This is a genomic window from Gulosibacter chungangensis, from assembly GCF_008831155.1.
GTDB lineage: Bacteria > Actinomycetota > Actinomycetes > Actinomycetales > Microbacteriaceae > Gulosibacter > Gulosibacter chungangensis.
Map to the genome: position 1 here is coordinate 221,852 of NZ_WBKB01000003.1, position 20,040 is coordinate 241,891.

15 protein-coding genes are annotated in these 20,040 nt (G+C 63.2%); 10 read left to right on the forward strand and 5 right to left on the reverse strand.

The features are described 5' to 3' along the window. Positions 1-197: 197 nt before the first annotated feature. Genes F8O05_RS06580 through F8O05_RS06590 form a run of 3 tightly spaced genes read left to right on the forward strand, consistent with a single transcriptional unit; the run spans position 198 to position 3,681 of the window. The gene (locus F8O05_RS06580) at positions 198-1,871 is read left to right on the forward strand and encodes an ABC transporter permease subunit (RefSeq protein ID WP_192497066.1); all 1,674 of its coding nucleotides are present in this window, start codon (positions 198-200) and stop codon (positions 1,869-1,871) included. Positions 1,872-1,880: 9 nt separating this feature from the next. Next, positions 1,881-2,657, forward strand: a complete 777-nt coding sequence (locus F8O05_RS06585; protein ID WP_158051964.1) for an amino acid ABC transporter ATP-binding protein — start codon at positions 1,881-1,883, stop codon at positions 2,655-2,657. 34 nt (positions 2,658-2,691) lie between these two features. Further along, positions 2,692-3,681: an ABC transporter substrate-binding protein gene (locus F8O05_RS06590; RefSeq protein WP_158051965.1), complete on the forward strand. Its 990-nt coding sequence runs from the start codon at positions 2,692-2,694 to the stop codon at positions 3,679-3,681. Here F8O05_RS06590 and rsgA read toward each other — a convergent pair. Continuing rightward, positions 3,678-4,757, reverse strand: coding sequence for a ribosome small subunit-dependent GTPase A (gene rsgA / locus F8O05_RS06595; RefSeq protein ID WP_158051966.1), 1,080 nt, complete (start codon positions 4,755-4,757; stop codon positions 3,678-3,680). The two genes, F8O05_RS06590 and rsgA, sit on opposite strands and share 4 nt — an antisense overlap. 17 nt (positions 4,758-4,774) lie before the next feature. Continuing rightward, on the reverse strand, positions 4,775-6,223 hold the full coding sequence (aroA, locus tag F8O05_RS06600) for a 3-phosphoshikimate 1-carboxyvinyltransferase (protein WP_158051967.1): 1,449 nt from the start codon (positions 6,221-6,223) through the stop codon (positions 4,775-4,777). Positions 6,224-6,313: 90 nt separating this feature from the next. Between aroA and F8O05_RS06605 the strand changes: the two genes are divergently transcribed. Together F8O05_RS06605 and F8O05_RS06610 are read left to right on the forward strand one after the other, a co-directional pair. Then, positions 6,314-6,928 carry a sigma-70 family RNA polymerase sigma factor gene (locus F8O05_RS06605; RefSeq protein WP_158052092.1) on the forward strand — a complete coding sequence of 205 codons (615 nt, stop codon included), beginning with the start codon at positions 6,314-6,316 and terminating at the stop codon, positions 6,926-6,928. Then, on the forward strand, positions 6,925-7,164 hold the full coding sequence (locus tag F8O05_RS06610) for a zf-HC2 domain-containing protein (protein WP_158051968.1): 240 nt from the start codon (positions 6,925-6,927) through the stop codon (positions 7,162-7,164). Before F8O05_RS06605 ends, F8O05_RS06610 begins: the two co-directional genes overlap by 4 nt. A 130-nt stretch (positions 7,165-7,294) precedes the next feature. Here F8O05_RS06610 and F8O05_RS06615 read toward each other — a convergent pair whose 3' ends face one another. Next, positions 7,295-10,972 (reverse strand): multifunctional oxoglutarate decarboxylase/oxoglutarate dehydrogenase thiamine pyrophosphate-binding subunit/dihydrolipoyllysine-residue succinyltransferase subunit, encoded by a 3,678-nt coding sequence (locus F8O05_RS06615; protein WP_225735781.1) that lies wholly within the window; start codon positions 10,970-10,972, stop codon positions 7,295-7,297. 160 nt (positions 10,973-11,132) lie between these two features. Between F8O05_RS06615 and guaB1 the strand changes: the two genes are divergently transcribed. Genes guaB1 through F8O05_RS06640 form a run of 5 tightly spaced genes read left to right on the forward strand, consistent with a single transcriptional unit; the run spans position 11,133 to position 17,340 of the window. Continuing rightward, on the forward strand, positions 11,133-12,569 hold the full coding sequence (gene guaB1, locus F8O05_RS06620; protein ID WP_158051969.1) for a GMP reductase: 1,437 nt from the start codon (positions 11,133-11,135) through the stop codon (positions 12,567-12,569). 47 nt (positions 12,570-12,616) lie between these two features. Next, a complete protein-coding gene (locus F8O05_RS06625) occupies positions 12,617-13,972 on the forward strand; it encodes a hemolysin family protein (RefSeq protein WP_158051970.1) in 1,356 nt (451 codons plus the stop codon). Further along, positions 13,969-15,006 carry a hemolysin family protein gene (locus tag F8O05_RS06630; protein ID WP_192497067.1) on the forward strand — a complete coding sequence of 346 codons (1,038 nt, stop codon included), beginning with the start codon at positions 13,969-13,971 and terminating at the stop codon, positions 15,004-15,006. Before F8O05_RS06625 ends, F8O05_RS06630 begins: the two co-directional genes overlap by 4 nt. Before the next feature lie 10 nt (positions 15,007-15,016). After that, complete coding sequence (locus F8O05_RS06635) at positions 15,017-16,054, forward strand: ADP-dependent NAD(P)H-hydrate dehydratase (protein WP_158051971.1); 1,038 nt, start codon at positions 15,017-15,019, stop codon at positions 16,052-16,054. Then, a complete protein-coding gene (locus tag F8O05_RS06640; RefSeq protein ID WP_192497068.1) occupies positions 16,051-17,340 on the forward strand; it encodes a glycosyltransferase 87 family protein in 1,290 nt (429 codons plus the stop codon). The genes F8O05_RS06635 and F8O05_RS06640 overlap by 4 nt, the downstream gene beginning before the upstream one ends. 21 nt (positions 17,341-17,361) lie before the next feature. Here the strand turns inward: F8O05_RS06640 and metX are convergent, their stop codons facing one another. Both metX and F8O05_RS06650 read right to left on the reverse strand, forming a co-directional pair. Further along, the gene (metX, locus tag F8O05_RS06645) at positions 17,362-18,573 is read right to left on the reverse strand and encodes a homoserine O-acetyltransferase MetX (RefSeq protein WP_158051973.1); all 1,212 of its coding nucleotides are present in this window, start codon (positions 18,571-18,573) and stop codon (positions 17,362-17,364) included. 9 nt (positions 18,574-18,582) lie between these two features. Beyond that, positions 18,583-19,914 (reverse strand): bifunctional o-acetylhomoserine/o-acetylserine sulfhydrylase, encoded by a 1,332-nt coding sequence (locus F8O05_RS06650; RefSeq protein ID WP_158051974.1) that lies wholly within the window; start codon positions 19,912-19,914, stop codon positions 18,583-18,585. Positions 19,915-20,040 lie beyond the last annotated feature (126 nt).

Below are 20,040 nucleotides of genomic sequence, written 5' to 3' on the forward strand. Positions count from 1 at the left end.
ACCACATGAGTTGCGCGCGCATACGCCGCAGCGACGCTGTTGTCGAGAAACTTGACGTGATTTTACGTATATGACGGCGCATGTAATTTCTCGACGGAATGTGACGTCACACAGTGGCGGTGCCATTCGTGTCGGTTCAAGAATTGCCTCACCGCTTAGGCAGGACGAATCCGACACGACAGGTCCAAGGAGGCACCGTGACTACCGCCGACACGACAACTGGCACGACGACGCGAGTCGAGACCGTGCATCCGCGCGACCCCCGCGTACAGCCGGTGCTCGAAGACCTCGTTCACGAATACAGCACCCGCTACAGCGACATCGAAGGTCACGACGCCCGCAGCGAGGTGTACTCGAACCTCGAGGTCTATACCGCTGAACAGCAGGGGACGTTCGTGCTGCTGCTCGACGGCGAGATTGCACTCGCCGCCGGTGCCGGCAAGCGGCTTGATGACGACACCATCGAGTTCAAGAAGATCTGGACCAACCCTGAACGTCGCGGCGAGGGCCTCGGCTCGCGACTGCTCGCTGCGCTGGAAGACGCCGCCCGCGAGCTCGGCTACCGGAAGGTTTTCCTCACCACTGGCCCGCGGCAGCCCGAAGCCGACCGCCTCTACGAGCGCAATGGCTACACCGCCCACTTCACTCCGGGTGCCTACACCGTGCATCCGTACACCAAGGCGCTTGTGCCGGAGGCCGACGGTACGACGCTGCCTGCCGGACTCGAAAAGATTGGCGTCGACTTCAACGAGCTGGTCGGCGGGAAGCCGAAAGTTGCTGAAGCTCAAGCGACGCATGACTTCGAACCGACAAGCGTGAACACAGACATTCGCGGTACGGGCGCGGGCGAGAGTGGAGTGGGCCCCGGAAGCGGGAAAGTCGCTCAGGATGCGCGGCCGGCTCGTCGGATCATCCGTCGTCGAAACTATGGGCGTTGGATTTTCGCTACGATCGCGCTCTTCCTCGTCGCGCAGTTCGTGGTGTCCATGTTCAAGAACCCGAACTGGCACTGGGATGTCTTCGCGCAGTATGTCTTTTCAAAAGCCATCGTCGACGGCGTGGTCCTCACCCTCGCGCTCACCGCGATTGCGGCAGTGATCGGGTTTGTGCTCGGCGCGGTACTGGCCGTGATGAAGATGTCAGACTCACCGATCCTGCAGAGCCTCGCCAGCGGCTATATCTGGTTCTTCCGCGCCGTGCCGCTCGTGGTGCAGCTCGTGGTTTGGTACAACCTTGGGTACCTCTGGCCCACCCTCGGGTTCGGCACACCCTTCACCACCGACTTCTGGCTCTACGAGTTCAACACCGTCACGCTGATCTCCGCCTTCACCGCCGCGATCCTTGGTCTCTCGCTGCACGAAGCCGCTTACTCGGCCGAAATCATCCGCGGCGGACTGCTGGCCGTCGACCAGGGACAGCTGGAAGCGTCCCGCGCGCTCGGCTTGCCGCGCGCCACACGCTTCTTCCGGATCGTGCTGCCACAGGCCCTGCGCTCGATCGTCCCGAACGCCTTCAACTCGGTAATCGGGCTCGTCAAGGGCACCTCGGTCGTGTTCATTGTGGCGCTGCCGGAACTCTTCTACACCGCCCAGGTCATCTACAACCGCAACCAGATGGTGATCCCGCTGCTGCTGGTGACCGTGGCCTGGTACGCCGTGATCACCACCGCCCTCAATATCGTGCAGTTCTACATCGAGCGGCACTACGCGAAGGGGCACGAACGCGAGCTGCCGCCGACGCCCTTCCAGCGCATCCAACGCTGGTTCGGCGCCCGCCGACCGAACCCGGTGCCGGTGCCCACTGGCGCAGGCAGCGCATCCGCCCCGGCCAGCCGAGCCAGCGCATCCAGCCCCGTCACCGGAACCCGATAGGAGCCCGACATGACCAACATTCTTACCCGCGGTCGCGTCGAGATCCGCGATGTGCATAAGTCCTACGGCGACGTTGAGGTGCTGCACGGCATCGATCTCACGGTCGAACCAGGCGAAGTCGTGGTGCTCCTCGGGCCGTCCGGTTCAGGAAAATCCACGCTGCTGCGCACGATCAACTACCTCGAAACTATCAACTCCGGCGAGATCACGATCGACGGCGAATTCATCGGGTACGCCGAACGTGGGGATGCGCTGTTGGAGCTTCCCGAGCGCGAGATCCTCAACCGACGCCTGCGCATCGGCATGGTGTTCCAACAGTTCAATCTGTTCCCGCACCTCACCGCGCTTGAAAACGTCACTATTCCGGTCACCTCACGTCGGCTGGCCACGAAGGCGGATGCGCAGGCTCGCGCCCTCGAGCTTCTCGAACGAGTCGGCCTCGGTCACCTCGCGGATCGCTATCCGCGACAACTTTCGGGAGGTCAGCAGCAGCGGGTCGCCATCGCCCGCGCGCTCATGCTCGACCCGGACGTGATGCTCTTCGACGAGCCCACGTCCGCGCTGGACCCGGAACTCGTGGGGGAGGTGCTGCAGGTGATCCGCCAGCTCGCCGAGCAGGGGCGCACGCTCATCGTCGTCACCCACGAGATCTCCTTCGCCCGCGAAGTCGCCGACCGCGTCGTATTCATGTCGGACGGACGAATCGTTGAGCAAGGCCCGCCGGAACAGGTGCTCAGCAACCCAACCCACGAGCGCACGCGCGAATTCCTGCGTCGCTTCCTCTAATTTTCACCACCACTCACTTGGAGAACCAGTCACTATGACCACCCTAAAATCCCTCGCCAAACCATTCGCGAAAGCGCTGCCACTGCTGGCTGCCGCGGGCCTCGTGCTGACCGGATGCGCAAACCCCACCTCGGTCGCGGGCACCGAAACCGCGAATCCCTCCGGCTTCGACCTGACCTCCACGAATGTCGACTCGCGAGTGCACATTGACGAGGTCGCCGAAGCTGTGGAGGCACTCGAGGCCAGCGGCTTTGAGCCAATCAACGAGGGCCAGCTCACCGTCGCGATCAACTCCTATGTCGCGCCCCTCGCCTTCGCCGCCGAAGACGACCCGAACCTCGTAATCGGTAGCGAAGCTGACTTCGCGCAACTTGTCGCGGACGGGCTGGGGCTGGAACTCAATGTCGAATCGGTGGCCTGGGCCGACTGGCCGCTTGGAGTGCAGTCGGGCAAGTACGACGTGGTGATCTCGAACGTCACCGTCACCGAAGAACGCAAGGACCTCTTCGACTTCGCCACCTACCGTGAGGACGTGCTCGGCTTCGCGGTAACCGCCGACAGCCCGATCGAATCCATCACCGAGGCGAAGGACGTCGCGGGCCTGAAGATCGTGGTCGGCTCGGGCACGAACCAGGAAGCCATCCTGCAGCAGTGGGATGAAGAGAACGTCGCCAACGGACTCGACCCGGTCGAATTCGTCTACTTTGATGACAACGCCGCAGCCCAGCTCGCACTGAGCTCGGGCCGAGTGGATGCGCTCCTCTCACCCAACGCGGTGCTCGCCTTCGCCGCCGCACAGACCGGGGAGACCCAGGTCGTCGGCACCCTCAACGGTGGCTGGCCGGAGAGCGCCAACATCGGTGTCGCCACGGCCAAGGACAACGGGCTAATCGAACCGGTACAGCTCGTGCTCGCCTCCGCAATCGAAAGTGGCGCCTACCAGGAGGTCATCGACCGCTGGGCACTGCAGGATGAAGCGATCGAAGAATCGCTCGTGAACCCGCCGGGACTACCGCGCGATTAGTCCGCTGCCGCTTCTGGCGCCGCGGTGTCCTCCGGGTCCATTGACCCGAGGAGCCGCCGAAGCGAGGCGACGCGGCTCGCGCCCACCGCATCCAACCGGCCATCGGCAACGGCCTCATCGAGCTCGCAATCCGGCGCATCCGCCCGGTGCGTGCATCCGCGCGGGCACTCCGCAACCACCTCGGCAATGCCAGGGAAGGCCTTGAACACCGAATCCGAATCCACGTGCCCCAGGCCAAAGGAACGCACCCCGGGGGTGTCGATGATCCAACCGTCGGAACCGGATGCATCTTCTACCCGCAAGGCGATCGAGGAAGACGAGGTGTGCCGACCACGCCCGGTGACCACATTGACGTGGCCGGTCGCGCGCCCCGCCTTCGGCACCAAAGCGTTCACGAGCGTGGACTTGCCCACCCCAGAATGCCCAACCATCACGGTGACGTGATCGGTGAGCATCCTGCGAAACTCGGGATCGGGTTCTTCGCCGAGAGCCGATTCAAAGACCGGGACCTCGAGGGATGCGACCAGTTCGCGAATCGGCGCCGAGGAGGCCAGGTCGGTCTTTGTGATCATCACGATCGGCTCGATACCGGCGTCATAGGCGGCAACCAGGTAGCGGTCGATCAGCCGCGGCCGGGGCTCGGGCTGAGCCGCTGCCACCACGACACAGAGCTGGTCGGCGTTCGCGACAATGATGCGCTCGATCCGGTCAGAATCATCGGCGGAACGGCGCAGCAGTGTCGTGCGTTCGGCGACCTTCACGATGCGCGCGAGCGAACCGGGGTCACCCGAGACATCACCCACGAGACCCACCCGGTCGCCGACGACGACCGACTTGCGGCCAAGCTCGCGGGCGGTCGTCGCAATCACGGTGCGTTCGCGCTTCTTGTGGCCCTCTTCGACGAGGCAGCGGTAGCGGCCCCGATCCACCGTGAGCACGAAGCCGTCGACGGCATCCTCGTGATCGGGCCGCTGCTTGGTGCGGGGGCGCGAACCCTTCCGATTCGCGCGCACCCGCACATCGTCTTCGGACCAGCGACCGTATTGGTCGTAAGCGTCAGTACGTTCCCAGCTCATTGGCGGCAGCTTTCCGGTTAGAGCTCGGTGGTGAGGAAACCGTTCGTGGTCGGATCGGTCTCGACCGGCGCGGAGGTGTCACCGGCGAGCATGCCCTCCCACAGCTCAACAAACTGGGGGAGCGTCTTCGAGGTGCTCTTGACGTCATCGAGCGTGATGCCCTCGACTGCGAGACCCACGAGCGCGCCCGAGGTTGCCATGCGGTGATCCTCGTAGCACTTCCACTCGGCGCCGTGCAGTTCGCCCGGGCGAATCACCAGCGCCTCGTCAAGTTCGTCCACTTCGGCACCGATTGCCGTGAGTTCGGTGGCAAGCGCGGTGACCCGATCGGTCTCGTGGCCGCGCAGGTGACCGATGCTCGTGAGCTTCGACTCGGAGGAAGCGAATGCGCACACCGCGGCGATATTCGGGACGAGCTCGCCCCCGGCATCCGAAAAGTCCATCGTGACGCCCTCGAAACTGCCACCCTGCACGATGCCGCGCTCGACCCGACAGGTGAGGAGGCCATCCGCAGAGAGCGTGACCTCGGCACCAAACTGCGGCAGAATCTCCCGCAGCAAGTCACCGACCTGGGTGGTCTCGAGCGGCCAGTTCGGGATGCGCACCTCGCCACCGGCGACCACGGTCGCGAGCAGGAACGGCGCGGCATTCGACAGGTCCGGTTCGATCGTCAGATCAATGCCCGAAATGGGGCCCGGCTCCACCCGCCAGGTGCGCTCGTCAATGCTGTGTGCATCCACCCCGCGATTGCGCAGCGACTCGAGCGTCATCTCGATGTGCGGGAGCGAGGGGACCGCGTCCCCCACATGCTTGAGGGTTAGGCCCTTCTTGAACCGAGGGGCGGCGAGCAGCAGGCCCGACACGAACTGGCTTGAGGAAGACGCGTCGATTTCGAGTTCGCCGCCTTCGACCTCGCCGGTGCCGTACATCGAGAACGGTAGGCGGCCGCGATTGTCATCGTTCACATCCAAACCGAGCCCGCGCAGGGCCTCAATCGTGCCGGACATCGGACGCTTGTGTGCCGCCTTATCACCGTCGAAGGTGACCGGGCCGAGCGCCAGCGCTGCCATCGGCGGTACGAAGCGCATCACATTGCCGGAGAGGCCGCAGTCAATCGAAACGCCGCCCTCGAGCTCTGCCGCCGGGGTGATCTGCAAGTTTGGTCCGTAACGGCCGGCACCCTCCTCGACCTCGCTGATCTGAGCACCCAGCTGGTGGACCGCCTCGCTCATGAGCTGCGTATCGCGGGCATGCAGCGGGTGGCGCAGCGTCGTAGGCTCCTCGGCAAGCGCTGCGAGGACGAGTTCCCGGTTCGTGATCGACTTCGAACCGGGAATCTCGACCTCGACATCGAGTGCTTCGGTAGCCGTCGGTGCGGGCCAAGGACCATCGTCAAGGACCAGCGGGTCATACTGCTGATCGCCGTAGATATCGAAATCGGGACCGGAATAATTGAAGATCTCCATCGGTTACACACCTTACCGGGCGAACGCAGGAGAAACGGAGGGCACGTGGCAGTCGGAATACTTGAGCGCGTCACCGTAGACTCGAAGACGATGAACGCTTCCGAGACTCGCAACGCTGAATACAGTGACGAAGAGCTGGCGGCACTGTTCGAAGAACAGGCAATGCCGCTGCTTGACCAGCTGTATGGACACGCCATGCGTATGACGCGCAACCCTGCCGATGCGCAGGACCTGGTGCAGGAGACCTTTACCAAGGCTTTTCAGTCTTTCCGGTCATTCCGGCAGGGCACGAACCTTCGGGCCTGGCTCTACCGCATTCAAACCAACCTGTACATCAACCAGTACCGCAAGGCGCAGCGCGAACCGTATCCGAATGCGCTCGAAGAACTTGAGGACTGGCAGCTCGGCGGCGCCGAGTCGTATACGGCTGAATCTTCGGCACGTTCTGCCGAGGCTGAGGCTTTCGACAATCTGCCGTCGGATGCGGTGAAGGACGCACTCGCCTCCCTCACCGACGAGTTCCGCATGGTCGTGCTGCTCGCCGACGTACAGGGGTTCGCCTACAAGGAAATTGCAGAAATTATGGACACCCCGGTGGGCACGGTCATGAGCCGCCTACACCGTGGCCGCAAGCTACTGCGCGAAAAGCTGCAGGACTACGCGACCGAATACGGCATCGGTGTTAAGAAGGAGGAAGACCAGTGAGCGACTGCGGTTGCGACAAAGCCAAAAACGGGCTCGAAGACTATCTGCGGAACGAAGTTGCCGCAGACTTCCGGGCCGAGATTGAAGCGCACCTGGAAAGCTGCCAGGACTGCTCGAGCGAAGCGCACATTCACACGGTGCTAACCGATGTGGTGCGGCGCACCTGCAATAGCGAGGCTGCTCCCGAAACTCTGCGCGAGCGCGTGCGGATCGCACTGCGCGCGACGAGCCACTAGCTTTACGTGATACGCCGGGCTTCTTCTTTGGGGAAGCCCGGCGTTTTTCGTTTCCGACGTTTCGGCCTCACGCTCGGGAAATGAGTTCGGCCCCTCCGGAAGAAATCCAGAGGGGCCGAAGTGCAGCTACCTAGTTGATTGCGGTCGAGATGAGGTCGGCCTGCTGGCTCTGGTGTGCCTTCATCGTACCCACCGAAGGCGCGGAGGCCTCCGGGCGGGTGACGCCGCGGATGGGGCGGTCGAGGTTCGGCACCAGCTGCGCCTGAATGAACGGCCAGGCACCCTGGTTCGAGGGCTCTTCCTGTGCCCAGACGAGCTCCGCATTGGGGTACTTCGCAAGTACGGCCTGGATCTCTTCCACGGGCAGCGGGTAGTACTGCTCGAGACGCACGAGGGCGATCGAGGTGTCACCGCGCTTTTCGAGCTGCTGCTTGAGCTCGTAGTGGAGCTTGCCCGAGTGCATCACGACACGGCGTACCGATGCGGGATCGGTAATGCGAGTGTCGTCGAGCACCGTGCGGAACCGGCCCGACATGAAGTCTTCGACGTTCGAAGTCGCACCGCGCAGGCGCAGCATCGACTTCGGAGTGAAGACCACCAGCGGCTTGCGCGGACGGGCGTAAGCCTGGCGGCGCAGCAGGTGGAAGTAGTTTGCCGGGGTTGAAGGCTGGGCGATCGTCATGTTGTCCTGCGCCGCGAGGGTGAGGAAACGTTCGATGCGGCCCGAGGAGTGGTCGGGGCCCTGGCCTTCATAGCCGTGGGGGAGGAGCATCACCACGCTCGAGTGCTGTGCCCACTTCTGCTCGCCCGAGGAGATGAACTCGTCAATGATGGTCTGTGCACCGTTGACGAAGTCACCGAACTGGGCTTCCCAAAGCACGAGTGCGTCGGGGCGCTCGACCGAGTACCCGTATTCGAAGCCGAGCACCGCGAATTCGCTCAGCAGCGAGTCGTAGATCGAGAATCGAGCCTGGTTATCGGAGATGTTCTGCAGCGGCAGCCAGTTCTGGTCGGTGAGGCGGTCGTGCAGCAGCGCGTGGCGCTGCGTGAAGGTACCGCGGCGCGAGTCCTGACCGGTGAAGCGCACCGGGGTGCCCTCGGTCAGTAGCGAACCGAGCGCCATCAGCTCACCAAAGGCCCAGTCCACGCCGCCCTCGCGGGTCATCTTGTAGCGGGCGTCGAGCACACGCTGCAGCTTGTTGTGGACGGTGAAGCCTTCGGGCACGTTCTGGTGCGCGTCACCGATGGCCTCAATGAGCTGTCGGCTGATGCCGGTGGTCTCCGGAACTGAGGCGATCTGCGATTCGCGCGAACCCACGGTCGACAGCTCGGTCGCGGTAATCGACTCGGTGTGGGCATTGTGGGTCTCGGCGAAGGCCTTCTCGAGTTCGGCGTGGAATTCTGCCTGCGCGGTCTCGTACTCTTCGTGGGTCATGTCGCCACGGCCAACGAGGTTGTCCGCGTAGATCCGACGAACCGAGCGCTTCGCCTCAATCAGGTCAAACATCAGCGGCTGCGTCATTGACGCGTCGTCGCCTTCGTTGTGACCGCGGCGGCGGTAGGAGATGAGGTCGATCACGACATCGCTGTTGAATTCCTGGCGGTACTTGAAGGCGAGCTGGCCGACGCGGGCAACTGACTCGGGGTCATCACCGTTCACGTGGAAGACCGGCGCCTGAATGGCCTTCGCCACATCGGAGGCATACATCGAGGTACGGCCGTCCTGCGGGGTGGTGGTGAAACCAACCTGGTTGTTGATGATGATGTGGATCGTGCCACCGGTGCGGTAGCCGCGCAGCTGAGACATCTGCAGCGTCTCGTAGACGACGCCCTGACCGGACATGGCCGCGTCACCGTGCACGAGTACCGGCAGCACCGAGAAGTTGTGCTCGCCGTAGCGGTCCTGCTTACCGCGGACGATACCCTCCAGCACACCGTCAACTGCCTCGAGGTGCGAGGGGTTCGCGGCAAGGTAGATCGGCATTTCGCGACCGTCGGGCGCGGTGTAGGTACCTTCGATACCGAGGTGGTACTTCACGTCACCGGTACCGGTGACCTTGCCAGCCTTGGCACCTTCGAACTCACGGAAGACTTGGTTGTAGGTCTTCCCGGCGATGTTGGTGAGTACGTTCAACCGGCCACGGTGGGCCATACCGATGGCGACCTCGCTGAGCTCAGCATCCACCGCATCCGCGGCGATCTGGTCGAGCAGCGCAATGACCGACTCGGAGCCCTCGAGCGAGAAACGCTTCTGACCCACGTACTTCGTCTGCAGGAAGGTCTCGAAAGCTTCGGCCTGGTTGAGCTTCTGCAGGATGCGCAGTTGCTCTTCGTGCGTCGGGGGAACATAGGGGTGTTCGAGCTCGGACTGGAACCAGGCGCGCTGCTCCGGCTCCTGAATGTGCATGTACTCGATACCGATGGTGCGGCAGTAGGTGTCGCGCAGAATCCCAAGGATGTCGCGCAGCTTCATCATCCGCTTGGTGCCGAAGCCCGCGGTCACGAACTCACGTTCGAGGTCCCAGAAGGTTAGACCGTGCGATTCGATTTCGAGGTCGGGGTGGGTGCGCTGTACGTATTCGAGCGGGTCGATGTCGGCCATCATGTGCCCGCGAACACGGTACATATTGATGACCTGCTGCACGCGAGCGGTCTTGTTGATCGCGGCCGCGACGTCGACGTGGACATCCTTCGACCACTTAATCGGGCGGTACGGGATGCGCAGCGAGGAGAAGATCTCCTCGTAGAAGTCGTGGCTGCCGGTGAGGAGCTCCGAGACAAGCTTCAGGAACTCGCCCGATCCTGCGCCCTGGATGACGCGGTGGTCGTAGGTCGAGGAAACCGTCATGCGCTTGGAAATCGCCATCTGGTCGATGGTCTCCTGCGCCATGCCTTGGAATGCCGAGGGGTAGTCGAGCGCACCGGCGCCAATAATGGCGCCCTGACCCTTGGTCAGTCGCGGCGCCGACTGCACGGTACCGATACCACCGGGGTTGGTCAGCGAGATCGTCGAACCGGCGTGGTCAGCAGCGGTGAGGGTGCCCTTGCGACCCTTCGCGATGAGTTCTTCGTAGGCGTCGACGAACTCACGGAAGTTCATGTCTTCGGCCTGCTTGATGCTGGGGACAACGAGCCCGCGAGAACCATCCTTGTTCGCGACGTCGATCGCGATACCGAGGTTGATGTGCGCGGGGGTGACCATCGTCGGCTTACCGTCGATGATGTCGTAGTAGACGTTCTGGCTCGGGAACATCTTGAGCGCCTGCACGATCGCGTAACCGAGCATGTGCGTGAAGGAGATCTTGCCACCGCGGGTGCGACGCAGATGGTTGTTGATGACGATGCGGTTGTCGATCATCAGTTTCGCGGGGATCTCGCGGTAGCTGGTGGCCGTGGGGATCTCGAGCGAGAGATCCATGTTCTTGGCGATGGCCTTCGACATGCCCTTGAGCGGTTCGAGCTTGGCCTCGCGCTCGGGGGAGGCTTCCTTCTTTACCGTCGGAGCCTCTGCCGGGATCGGCTGCTGACGAGCTGGGCGAGTGGTCGTCTTAGCTTGGGTCTTGCCGGATTCGGTCGCGGGGTGGGCGCCGTTGGTCTGGGCAGCAGGAGGTTTGGCGGTGGGAGCCGTGGGACCTGCGGCGCGCTCCTTCTGCGCCGCGTCATAGCGTTCGAGCGTGGGCCACCACGCTTCATCGACGCTGTTCTTGTCCTCTTGGAACTTGGCGTACATTTCCGCTACGAGCCAATCATTGGCTCCGTAGTCCGGCATGTTGCTTGGGGTTTCCAAACCTGATGTGGGGGTCGACACTAGGGAATCGCCGCCTTTTCTGCTTGTCGATGCTGGCCGATTAGTAGTTTTGAACGTCGGCACTGTCGAACAACTAGCATAGTCCGTCAAATGACGGAAGGCTGCACTCGTTTGTCGTGTTCTTCACGGGCTTACATCTCGCACGCAATAGTGTTGGATTATGCAGTTCTACGGACAACAGCCACAGCATGATCTGACGTATTCGGATGTCTTCCTTATTCCATCCAGATCGGAGGTCGGCTCCCGGCTCAGCGTGGATCTCGCAACCAATGACGCCACGGGGATGCAGATCCCACTCGTGGCGAGCAACATGAACTCGGTGACCGGTCCGCGCATGGCCGCGGCCATGGCTCGACGGGGCGGGCTCGCGGTCCTGCCACAGGACCTCAGCGCCGAGAGCCTCACCGCCGGCGTGCGCTGGGTGAAGCGTCAGCACCCGATCTGGACGGTGCCCTTCGCCTTCGACGGCAGCACCACGGTCGAAGAAGTTCTCGAGGTGGTCCCGGCCGTTGCGGGGCAGACCATCGCGGTGCAGGAAGGCGGCGAGACGAAGCTCATCCTGGAGGCCGCGCGGCTAGCGCCCATGCCGCTGGATGCGAACCTCGCCGACCTCGGGCACCTCGCGGCCCCGATGGTGGCGGCTGAGGAATTGAGCGATGCGCGAACCGCCTTCGATCGCCTGGAAGAGTTTCCTGACAAGTTTGTTGCGATCGAGAAAAACGGCGCGCTCGTCGGTGCACTCTCGCAGCGCGATGCACTGCGCTCGACGATCTACCGGCCAAACGTTGACGCTTCGGGCCGGCTGCGCGTGGCTGCAGCGGTCGGTATCAATGGCGACGTGGTCGGCCGCGCAACGATGCTCCAGGAAGCGGGCGCCGACGTGCTCGTGATCGACACCGCCCACGGTCACCAGGAAGGCATGCTGCGCGCGATCACCGCCGTCCGGGAAGCAGACCTCGGCCTACCGATCGTCGCCGGGAACGTGGTTTCCGCATCCGGAGCCCGTGACCTCGTCCACGCCGGTGCAAATATCGTCAAGGTCGGGGTGGGCCCGGGCGCAATGTGCACCACGCGCATGATGACCGCGGTGGGGCGCCCGCAGTTCTCGGCGGTGCTCGAATGCGCCGAGACCGCCCGCACCCACGGTGCCGGAGTTTGGGCGGACGGGGGAGTGCGCTACCCGCGCGATGTCGCGCTGGCACTTGCCGCCGGTGGCAACGCGATCATGATCGGCTCCTGGTTCGCGGGCACCTGTGAAGCGCCCGGCGTGGTGAAGCGGGATGCGGAGGGTCGCCTCTATAAGGAATCCTTCGGGATGGCCTCCACCCGCGCCGTCACCGATCGCTTCGTCAAACTCGACGCCTATGAGCGGGCGCGGAAGATGCTCTTTGCGGAGGGTATTTCGAACTCCACGATCCTGATGGACCCGAATCTGCCGAGCGTGGATGATCTGATCGACATCATCACCACGGGCGTGCGTTCCAGCTGCACCTACGCGGGCGCCGCGAACCTGCTTGAGTTTGCTGACCGCGCCAAGGTGGGCATCCAGTCGGCCGCAGGCTACGAGGAAGGGAAACCCCTGCCGGTCTCCTGGTAGCAGGCGCGCGTATTGCGAGTCAGTTACCAGTAGACTTTTCGCTAACTATGGACTGGATACTGCTGGCCGTTGGTTTTCTACTGTGTGTGGGAACCGGCATCTTTGTGGCCACCGAGTTCACACTCGTCAACCTTGACCGTCACGAACTAGAAGCGCGAAAGGCCAAGGGCGAGAAGCGTCTTGGCCCCGTCATCAGCGCTCTCAAAGAAACCTCCACCCACCTCTCGAGCGCGCAGCTCGGGATTACGCTGACCACACTGCTGACCGGGTACACGATGGAACCGGCCATCTCGAATCTGCTGGGCGACTGGCTGCTCGCGATTGGTATCGGCGAAGACTGGGTCAGCGGCGTCGGCACGGTGATCGCAATGGTTGTCGCGACCTTCCTCTCGATGGTCGTGGGGGAGCTCATCCCGAAGAACTTTGCGCTGGCGCTTCCCGATACCCTCGCGAAAATTGTGGTGCCCGCACAGAACGCCTTCACCGCGGTCTTCCGCCCCGCGATTACCGGGCTGAACGGCTCCGCAAACTGGCTCATCCGCCGCATGGGCATTGAGCCCAAAGAGGAACTTTCGGGCGCCCGCACCGCGGAGGAGCTCTCGAGCCTTGTCCGCCGCAGCGCGCTGGTTGGTGTGCTGGACACCGATAAGGCCGTGCTCCTGAACCGCACCCTGCGCTTCAGCGAACACACCGCTGACGAGGTGATGACCCCGCGACCGCGCGTGACCGTGATCGGTGCCGATGCATCCGTAGCCGAGCTCATCGAACTCGCGCACGTGACCGGCTACTCGCGCTTCCCGGTAATCGGCGAGGACATTGACGACGTCACCGGAATCGCGCACCTGAAGTACGCCGTTGCGGTACCGAGGGAACGGCGCGCATCCGTCCCCGTGGGGGCGATTAAGACCGACGCGGTCTTTGTTCCGGAAACGATCGCGCTGGATGCGCTGCTCGGTGAAGTGCGCGGCGAGGGCTACCAACTCGCAATCGTCCTCGATGAATACGGCGGGACGGCCGGAATCGTCACCCTCGAAGACCTCGTGGAAGAGATCGTGGGTGATCTCGTTGACGAACACGATCGGGCGCACGTCGACATCATTCGCAGTCGCGATCGAATCAGTTTCGACGGTCTGTTACGGCCGGATGAACTGCGTGAGCGACTCAATATTCACATTGACGAAGATGGACCCTATGAGACGGTCGCTGGCTTCATGATGCACCAGCTTGCTCGCGTGCCTTCGCTCGGTGAACAGATCGGGATGGACGAGGGCACGCTGACCGTGGAAGAAATGGACGGTCGACGCATCAGCCGCATCGGATTTGTCCCGAACGATACCTACGAAACGCGTGAGGAACGCATCCGTCGAGAACGCGAAGCCGACGAGAAGGGAGGCCGCTCGTGAGCGAGGACTTCATGGGAATCGTTTGGCTCTTCGTACTGCTTGTGTTGAATGCCTTCTTCGTCGCCGCCGAATTTGCTGTGATCACCGCGCGCCGCAGCTCCATCGAACCGCGTGCCGAGCGCGGTTCCAAGGCAGCACAAACCTCGCTGTATGCGATGGAACACGCCACCTTGATGCTCGCGACTTCGCAGCTGGGGATTACGGTGTGCTCGCTGATCATCCTGAACGTTTCGGAACCCGCGATCCACCACCTGCTCACCGGGCCACTTGAATGGACCGGAATGAGCGCCGAATGGGTGAGCATCGTGGGCTTTGCCATCACGCTGATCTTGGTGACCTATTTGCACGTGGTGCTCGGCGAGATGGTGCCGAAGAATATCGCGTTCTCGGTGCCCGATCGCGCAGTGTTGATTCTTGCGCCTCCGCTCGTATTCGTGGCGCGCATCTTCAAACCGATTATTTGGTTCTTGAACGAGGTCGCAAACCTCACCCTGCGAGCCTTCGGGGTGACGCCCAAGAGCGAAGCAACGAGCACCTACACCTTCGACGAGGTCGCGGGGATCGTCGAGCAATCCAAGCGCGAAGGTGTCCTCACCGACGAAGCCGGCACGCTCTCGAACACGTTCGAATTCACCACGAAGAAGGTCGGTGAAGTCGCGGTTCCCATCGAGCGGATTTACCTCCTCGAAGAGGGCGCGACGCCGCATGATGTGCAGCGCGCCGTCGCTGAAAAGGGCTTCTCGCGCTATGTCATCGCGCAGGATGGCGTGCCCGTGGGCTATGTGCACCTCAAAGACCTCATCGGTCACGATGATGAGCACTATGACGAGCCGATTCCAGAAGGGGACTTCCGGCCGCTGAGCTCGATGTATGTCGGCACAGAACTGGAGGACGCCCTCGCCTCGATGCGCCGCACCGGTCGCCACCTGGCACGGGTGATCGACAAGGACGGTTCGACACTGGGCGTGCTGTTCCTGGAAGACGTCATCGAAGAACTCGTCGGCGAAGTTCGCGACGCGACCGCGCGGCGATAGGCTGGCGCGTATGTCTGGAGTGACCGAGTCTGCAATGGCCGAGCCGCACGAATCCGAGCCGACTGCATCCGATCCGCAGTGGCACGACATCACCGCCGAGGATCTCCACGGCGCGATTCTGGCCCCCGGCCCGGAGGACAATAAATACACGCGCGGCGTGGTCCTTTTGGCTACCGGCTCGCAGACCTATCCCGGGGCTGCCGTGCTCAGCGCACAGGCAGCGGGGCATGCCGGGGCAGGGATGCTTCGCTACACCGGCCCCGAGAAGGTTGCCCGGGCTGTGCTCGCCGCGCGACCGGAGGTGGTGCGGGGACTCGGCCGTTGCAATGCCTTGGTGATCGGCTCGGGCATCCCGGATATCCGCGAGGATGAACGGCAAGAACTCATGCCGAAGACGCGAAAGCGAGCTGCCGTGGCCTATCCGACGGTGGTGGATGCGGGAGCGCTCACTTTCGTCGAGCCAGGCAGCCGCGACACCGTGATCACGCCGCATGCCGGAGAGCTGTCGACGCTGCTGAATCGGCTGGACATCGCGGATCTCTCACGCGCCGACGTGGAAGCCACCCCCGGGCGTGCCGCCGAGCTTGCGGCGACCGCGATCGGCTGCACGGTGCTGCTCAAGGGTCACGTCAGCCACATCGTGAGCGTGGATTCGGAACGGCAGGTGACCGCGCGCTACCGCGTCACAGCCCCGAACTCCTGGATGGCTACGGCCGGCACCGGCGATGTCCTCGCTGGACTGCTCGGCGCGCTCCTCGCGGCACGACACGCGCGCGAAGAGGGCGCGAACCTTGCTCTGGACGCTGCCTGTGCCGCGTGGCTGCACGGGCGAGCGGGATGGGTCGCCTCGCAGCGCAATGCCGGAGTGCCCCCGCAACTGCGCGAGATCCTTGCATCCACCGGCGAACTCGCCAACGGCATGGTCGGGATTCCCGTGGGCGCGCCGGTGCTTGCGCTCGAGGTTGCCCAAGCAATTCCTGCCGTGATCGCGGCCCTGCTGGCACAGCCGGTCTCGGCGCTGCTGGCGCCGCCGGTTTCGGTACTGTGAGCGCGGAGGTATCGCGGCGCCGATTCTCCCTCGCGCGTCCGAAATGGTTTGGCGTCAATTTCGAGATTGCGCTGATCTGGGGTGCGATGGCCCTCGTGCACCTGCTGTACGGCTGGGTGGGGTCCTGGCACGCATCCGTCCCTTTTAATGATGTCACGAGCGTCTACCGCGGGTGGCTCGATGGGGCGATTGAATCCGGTTCGATTCCGGGCATCCACGAGCCCTTTGTCTACCCGGTAGCGGCGTTGCTGCCAATGTGGTTGACCGACCTTGTGGGCGGGCACGAGCATTACACGGCGGCGTGGATCATCATCGTGCTGGTGCTCAATCTGGTTGCACTGTGGTGGCTCACCGGGCGAAATAGGCACGCCGTCGGGGCGTGGATGCGCCGAGCCGCGGCCTGGTTCTGGGTCGCGTTTATGTTCGCGATTGGTCCCATCGGATTGGGTCGAATCGACTCGATCACGGTGCCGATCGTGATCCTCGCACTGCTGACGATCCGCCAACGCACCATGGGTGCGGGGTTTGCGATGACCTTCGGGGCTTGGCTGAAGATTTGGCCAGCGGCACCCTTTGCGGCCGCGTTCGTCGTGTTCCGGCGTCGTTGGCGACTAGTGATCGGAGCGGTGATTGCCTGCGGGGTAGTGCTGCTCCCGATCATGCTGTTCGTCCCGGGCTGGTCCATCGAAAATCTTGCGAGCTTCATCACGGGCCAGACCGGACGCGGGCTGCAGGTTGAATCCTTTGCCGCGAGCATCCTGCTGATGATGAAGGCCTTCGGGGCACAGGGCTATTTCGTTGGCTTCAATCGCGAGATTCTCACCACTCAGATCAGTGGACCCGGGACGCTGCTGATCTCGGATGTCCTGACCCCGCTGATGTTCATCGTGATGGCGGCGCTGCTCGTGTACGCGGTGATGGTGAAGTGGGCGGGGAGCCGACTTGCGCGGCTGTTTCCGTCGCTCACGATGGCGCTTGTGACCACCTTTATCTTGGTGAATAAGGTCGGTTCGCCGCAGTTCTTTGTCTGGCTCGCGCCGGTGGTGATTATTGGACTGCTCTGGGATGGGCGGTGGTTCCGTTGGATTGCGCTCATTGCGCTGATCGTCGCGGGACTGACCCAGATTATTTACCCCTGGTACTACGGCTGGGTGACCGCGGCAATTCCCTGGGCGGCGTTCACGCTACTTTTGCGGAACCTGCTCGTCTTGGGGCTGCTGGTGGCGTCAATCGGGCGGATGTGGCCTGCGGGTGGGCGGAAGTCCAGGGCGGTCGTCGAAGCCTAACCGGTGGCGCTGGCAGGAACTTTACGCCTCGAGCACCCGTCGCAGGGCGGCGCTGACTTCCGGCAGCTCCAGCAAGAAGCCGTCGTGACCGAATGGTGATTCGATGACGTAGGCGTTGTCACCGGTCACCGAATTCGGCAGTCCCGCCGCAATCCGGTGCTGAGTGTCGACCCGGAAGAGCGTGTCGGAGTCAATACCAACCACCAGGGTCTTGGTTTGCACCTTCGCAAGTGCTGCCTCGACTCCGCCACGATTGCGCCCCACATCGTGGGTGTTCATCGCGGTGGTGAGGGTCACATAGCTATTTGCGTCGAAGCGCCGAGTGAACCGATTGCCGTGGAAGTCGAGGTAGGACTCCACCGCATACCGTCCGTGCCCGTGCTCGGGCGCCAAGGCAGATTGCCAAGAGCGGCCGAAACGATTGTCGAGCTCGGTATCCGAACGGTACTGCAGCATCGCCATCCGTCGTGCGAGTGCGAGGCCGCGGTTCGGTCCTTCCCCGGCGGGCGCATCATAGTAGTCGCCGTCGGCCCAGAGCGGATCGAGACGAATCGCATCCGCCTGCAAGGTGTTCTGCGCAATGGTCATAGCGTCGATCACCGGCGGCGCCGAAAGCACCACGAGGTTGTCGATCCGGTCGCCGTACATGCAGCCCCACTCGAGGGCCTGCATCCCACCCACCGAGCCGCCGATCACGGCGGCCAAGCGCGAAATGCCAAGCCCGTCGATCAGCGCGGCCTGAGCGCGGACCTGATCGCGGATTGTCGTGCGAGGGAAGCGGGCGCCATACTCGCGGCCATCGGGGGCGATGGAGGCCGGGCCCGTGGTGCCCTGGCAGCCGCCGAGCATATTCGCCGCGATCACGAAATACTCGGCCGGATCGAGGGCGAGGTCAGTACCGATGATCCCGGGCCACCAACCGGCGGTGGGATGTGCGGGACCCGCCGGGCCTTCCACGTGCGAGTCGCCGGTGAGGGCGTGCAGAATCAGGACGGCGTTGGAGCGGTCCGAATTGAGTTCGCCCCAAGTCTCGTAGGCGATACGAAGCGGGATCGTGCCGCCGTGCTCAAACTCGAAGTCGCCGACAGACAGGAACTGTCGGCGACCCGGGTCATCGCCCTCCAACCACGCACCCGTGGCTGGAGGGCGGATGGTGGAGGAACCACGTCTTGATCCGGGTAATTGCGAACCGTAAGGGTTGCCCTCTCGGAAAAGTGAGTCACTCCACTGCATTCGAACAGCCTAGTTGGAGACCTGTCCGATTGCCTGCTCAAGGTCCGCAATGAGGTCATCGACATGTTCGATGCCCACCGAGAGACGAATCAGGCCCGGAGTCACGCCAGCATCCAGCTGAGCTTCGGGGCTCAGCTGCGCGTGCGTGGTCGATGCCGGGTGCGTAATAATCGAGCGGACGTCGCCGATGTTCACCACGTGCTTGAAGAGGTTGACGCCCTCCACGACTCGCTTGCCGACCTCGAGACCGCCGGCGAGCTCGAAGGTGAGGAGCGCCGAGGCACCCTTGGGGGAGTACTTCTTCGCAAGCTCGTGGTTGTGGCTCGACTCCAAGCCGGGGTAGTTGACCGAAACGACCGAGGGGTGTGCTTCGAGCCACTCCGCAATGGCCTGGGCGTTCTGCACGTGACGTTCCATGCGCAGGCTGAGGGTCTCGATGCCCTGGATGATCTGCCATGCGGTCTGCGGGGCAACGGTGGTGCCCAGGTCGCGCAGGAGCTGGACGCGCATCTTCAGGATGTAGGCGATGCTGTCGCCGAGCGCACCGGTGTAGCTGAGGCCGTTATAGGTGACGTCGGGCTCCGTGAGCCCGGGGAAGCGGTCGGCGTGCTTGCTCCACTCGAACTTGCCGCCGTCGACAACGACACCGGCAACGACGGAACCGTGGCCGCCGAGGTACTTCGTCGCCGAGTGCACAACGATGTCGGCACCGTGTTCAAAGGGGCGGGTGAGGTACGGGGTCGCGACCGTGTTGTCGACGATCAGCGGCAGGCCAGCCTCGTGGGCGACATCCGAAACGAGCTCAATGTCGAGCACATTGATCGAGGGGTTACCGATCGACTCGGCAAAGAAGAGCTTCGTGTTTGGCTTGACCGCCGCACGCCACTCTTCGGCATTCGACTGGTCGCGAATGAACGTGACTTCAATGCCCTGGCGACCGAGGGTGTACTTGAAGAGGTTGAACGTGCCGCCGTAAATGGAAGACGAGACAACAATGTGGTCACCTGAACCGGCAATGTTGAGGATCGCGAGGGTCGCTGCAGCCTGACCTGAGGAGACTGCGAGGGCCGCGGTACCGCCTTCGAGAGCCGCGACGCGCTTTTCGAGCACGTCAGTGGTGGGGTTCATGATGCGGGTATAGATATTGCCCGACTCGGTGAGCGCGAACAGGTTGGCCGCGTGCTCGGCCGAATTGAACTCGTATGCGGTGGTGTTGTATATCGGCGTGACTACCGAATTGGTCGTGGGGTCAGTCTGGGCACCCGCGTGCACCTGCAGGGTTTCAAAACGCTCGGTCATCGATTCTCCTCGTTGATTGGCGGCGACATTGCTGTGCGGCATTGAAGGCACCGATGATTTGCCGCGAAAGTCGCACGCTGGCTATCTTGCCTGGTTGCACGCTAACGACCAACTCTTTGCGTAACGTGTCGACGCATCCGGGTCGCCCATCCGTGGCACGATAGCCGG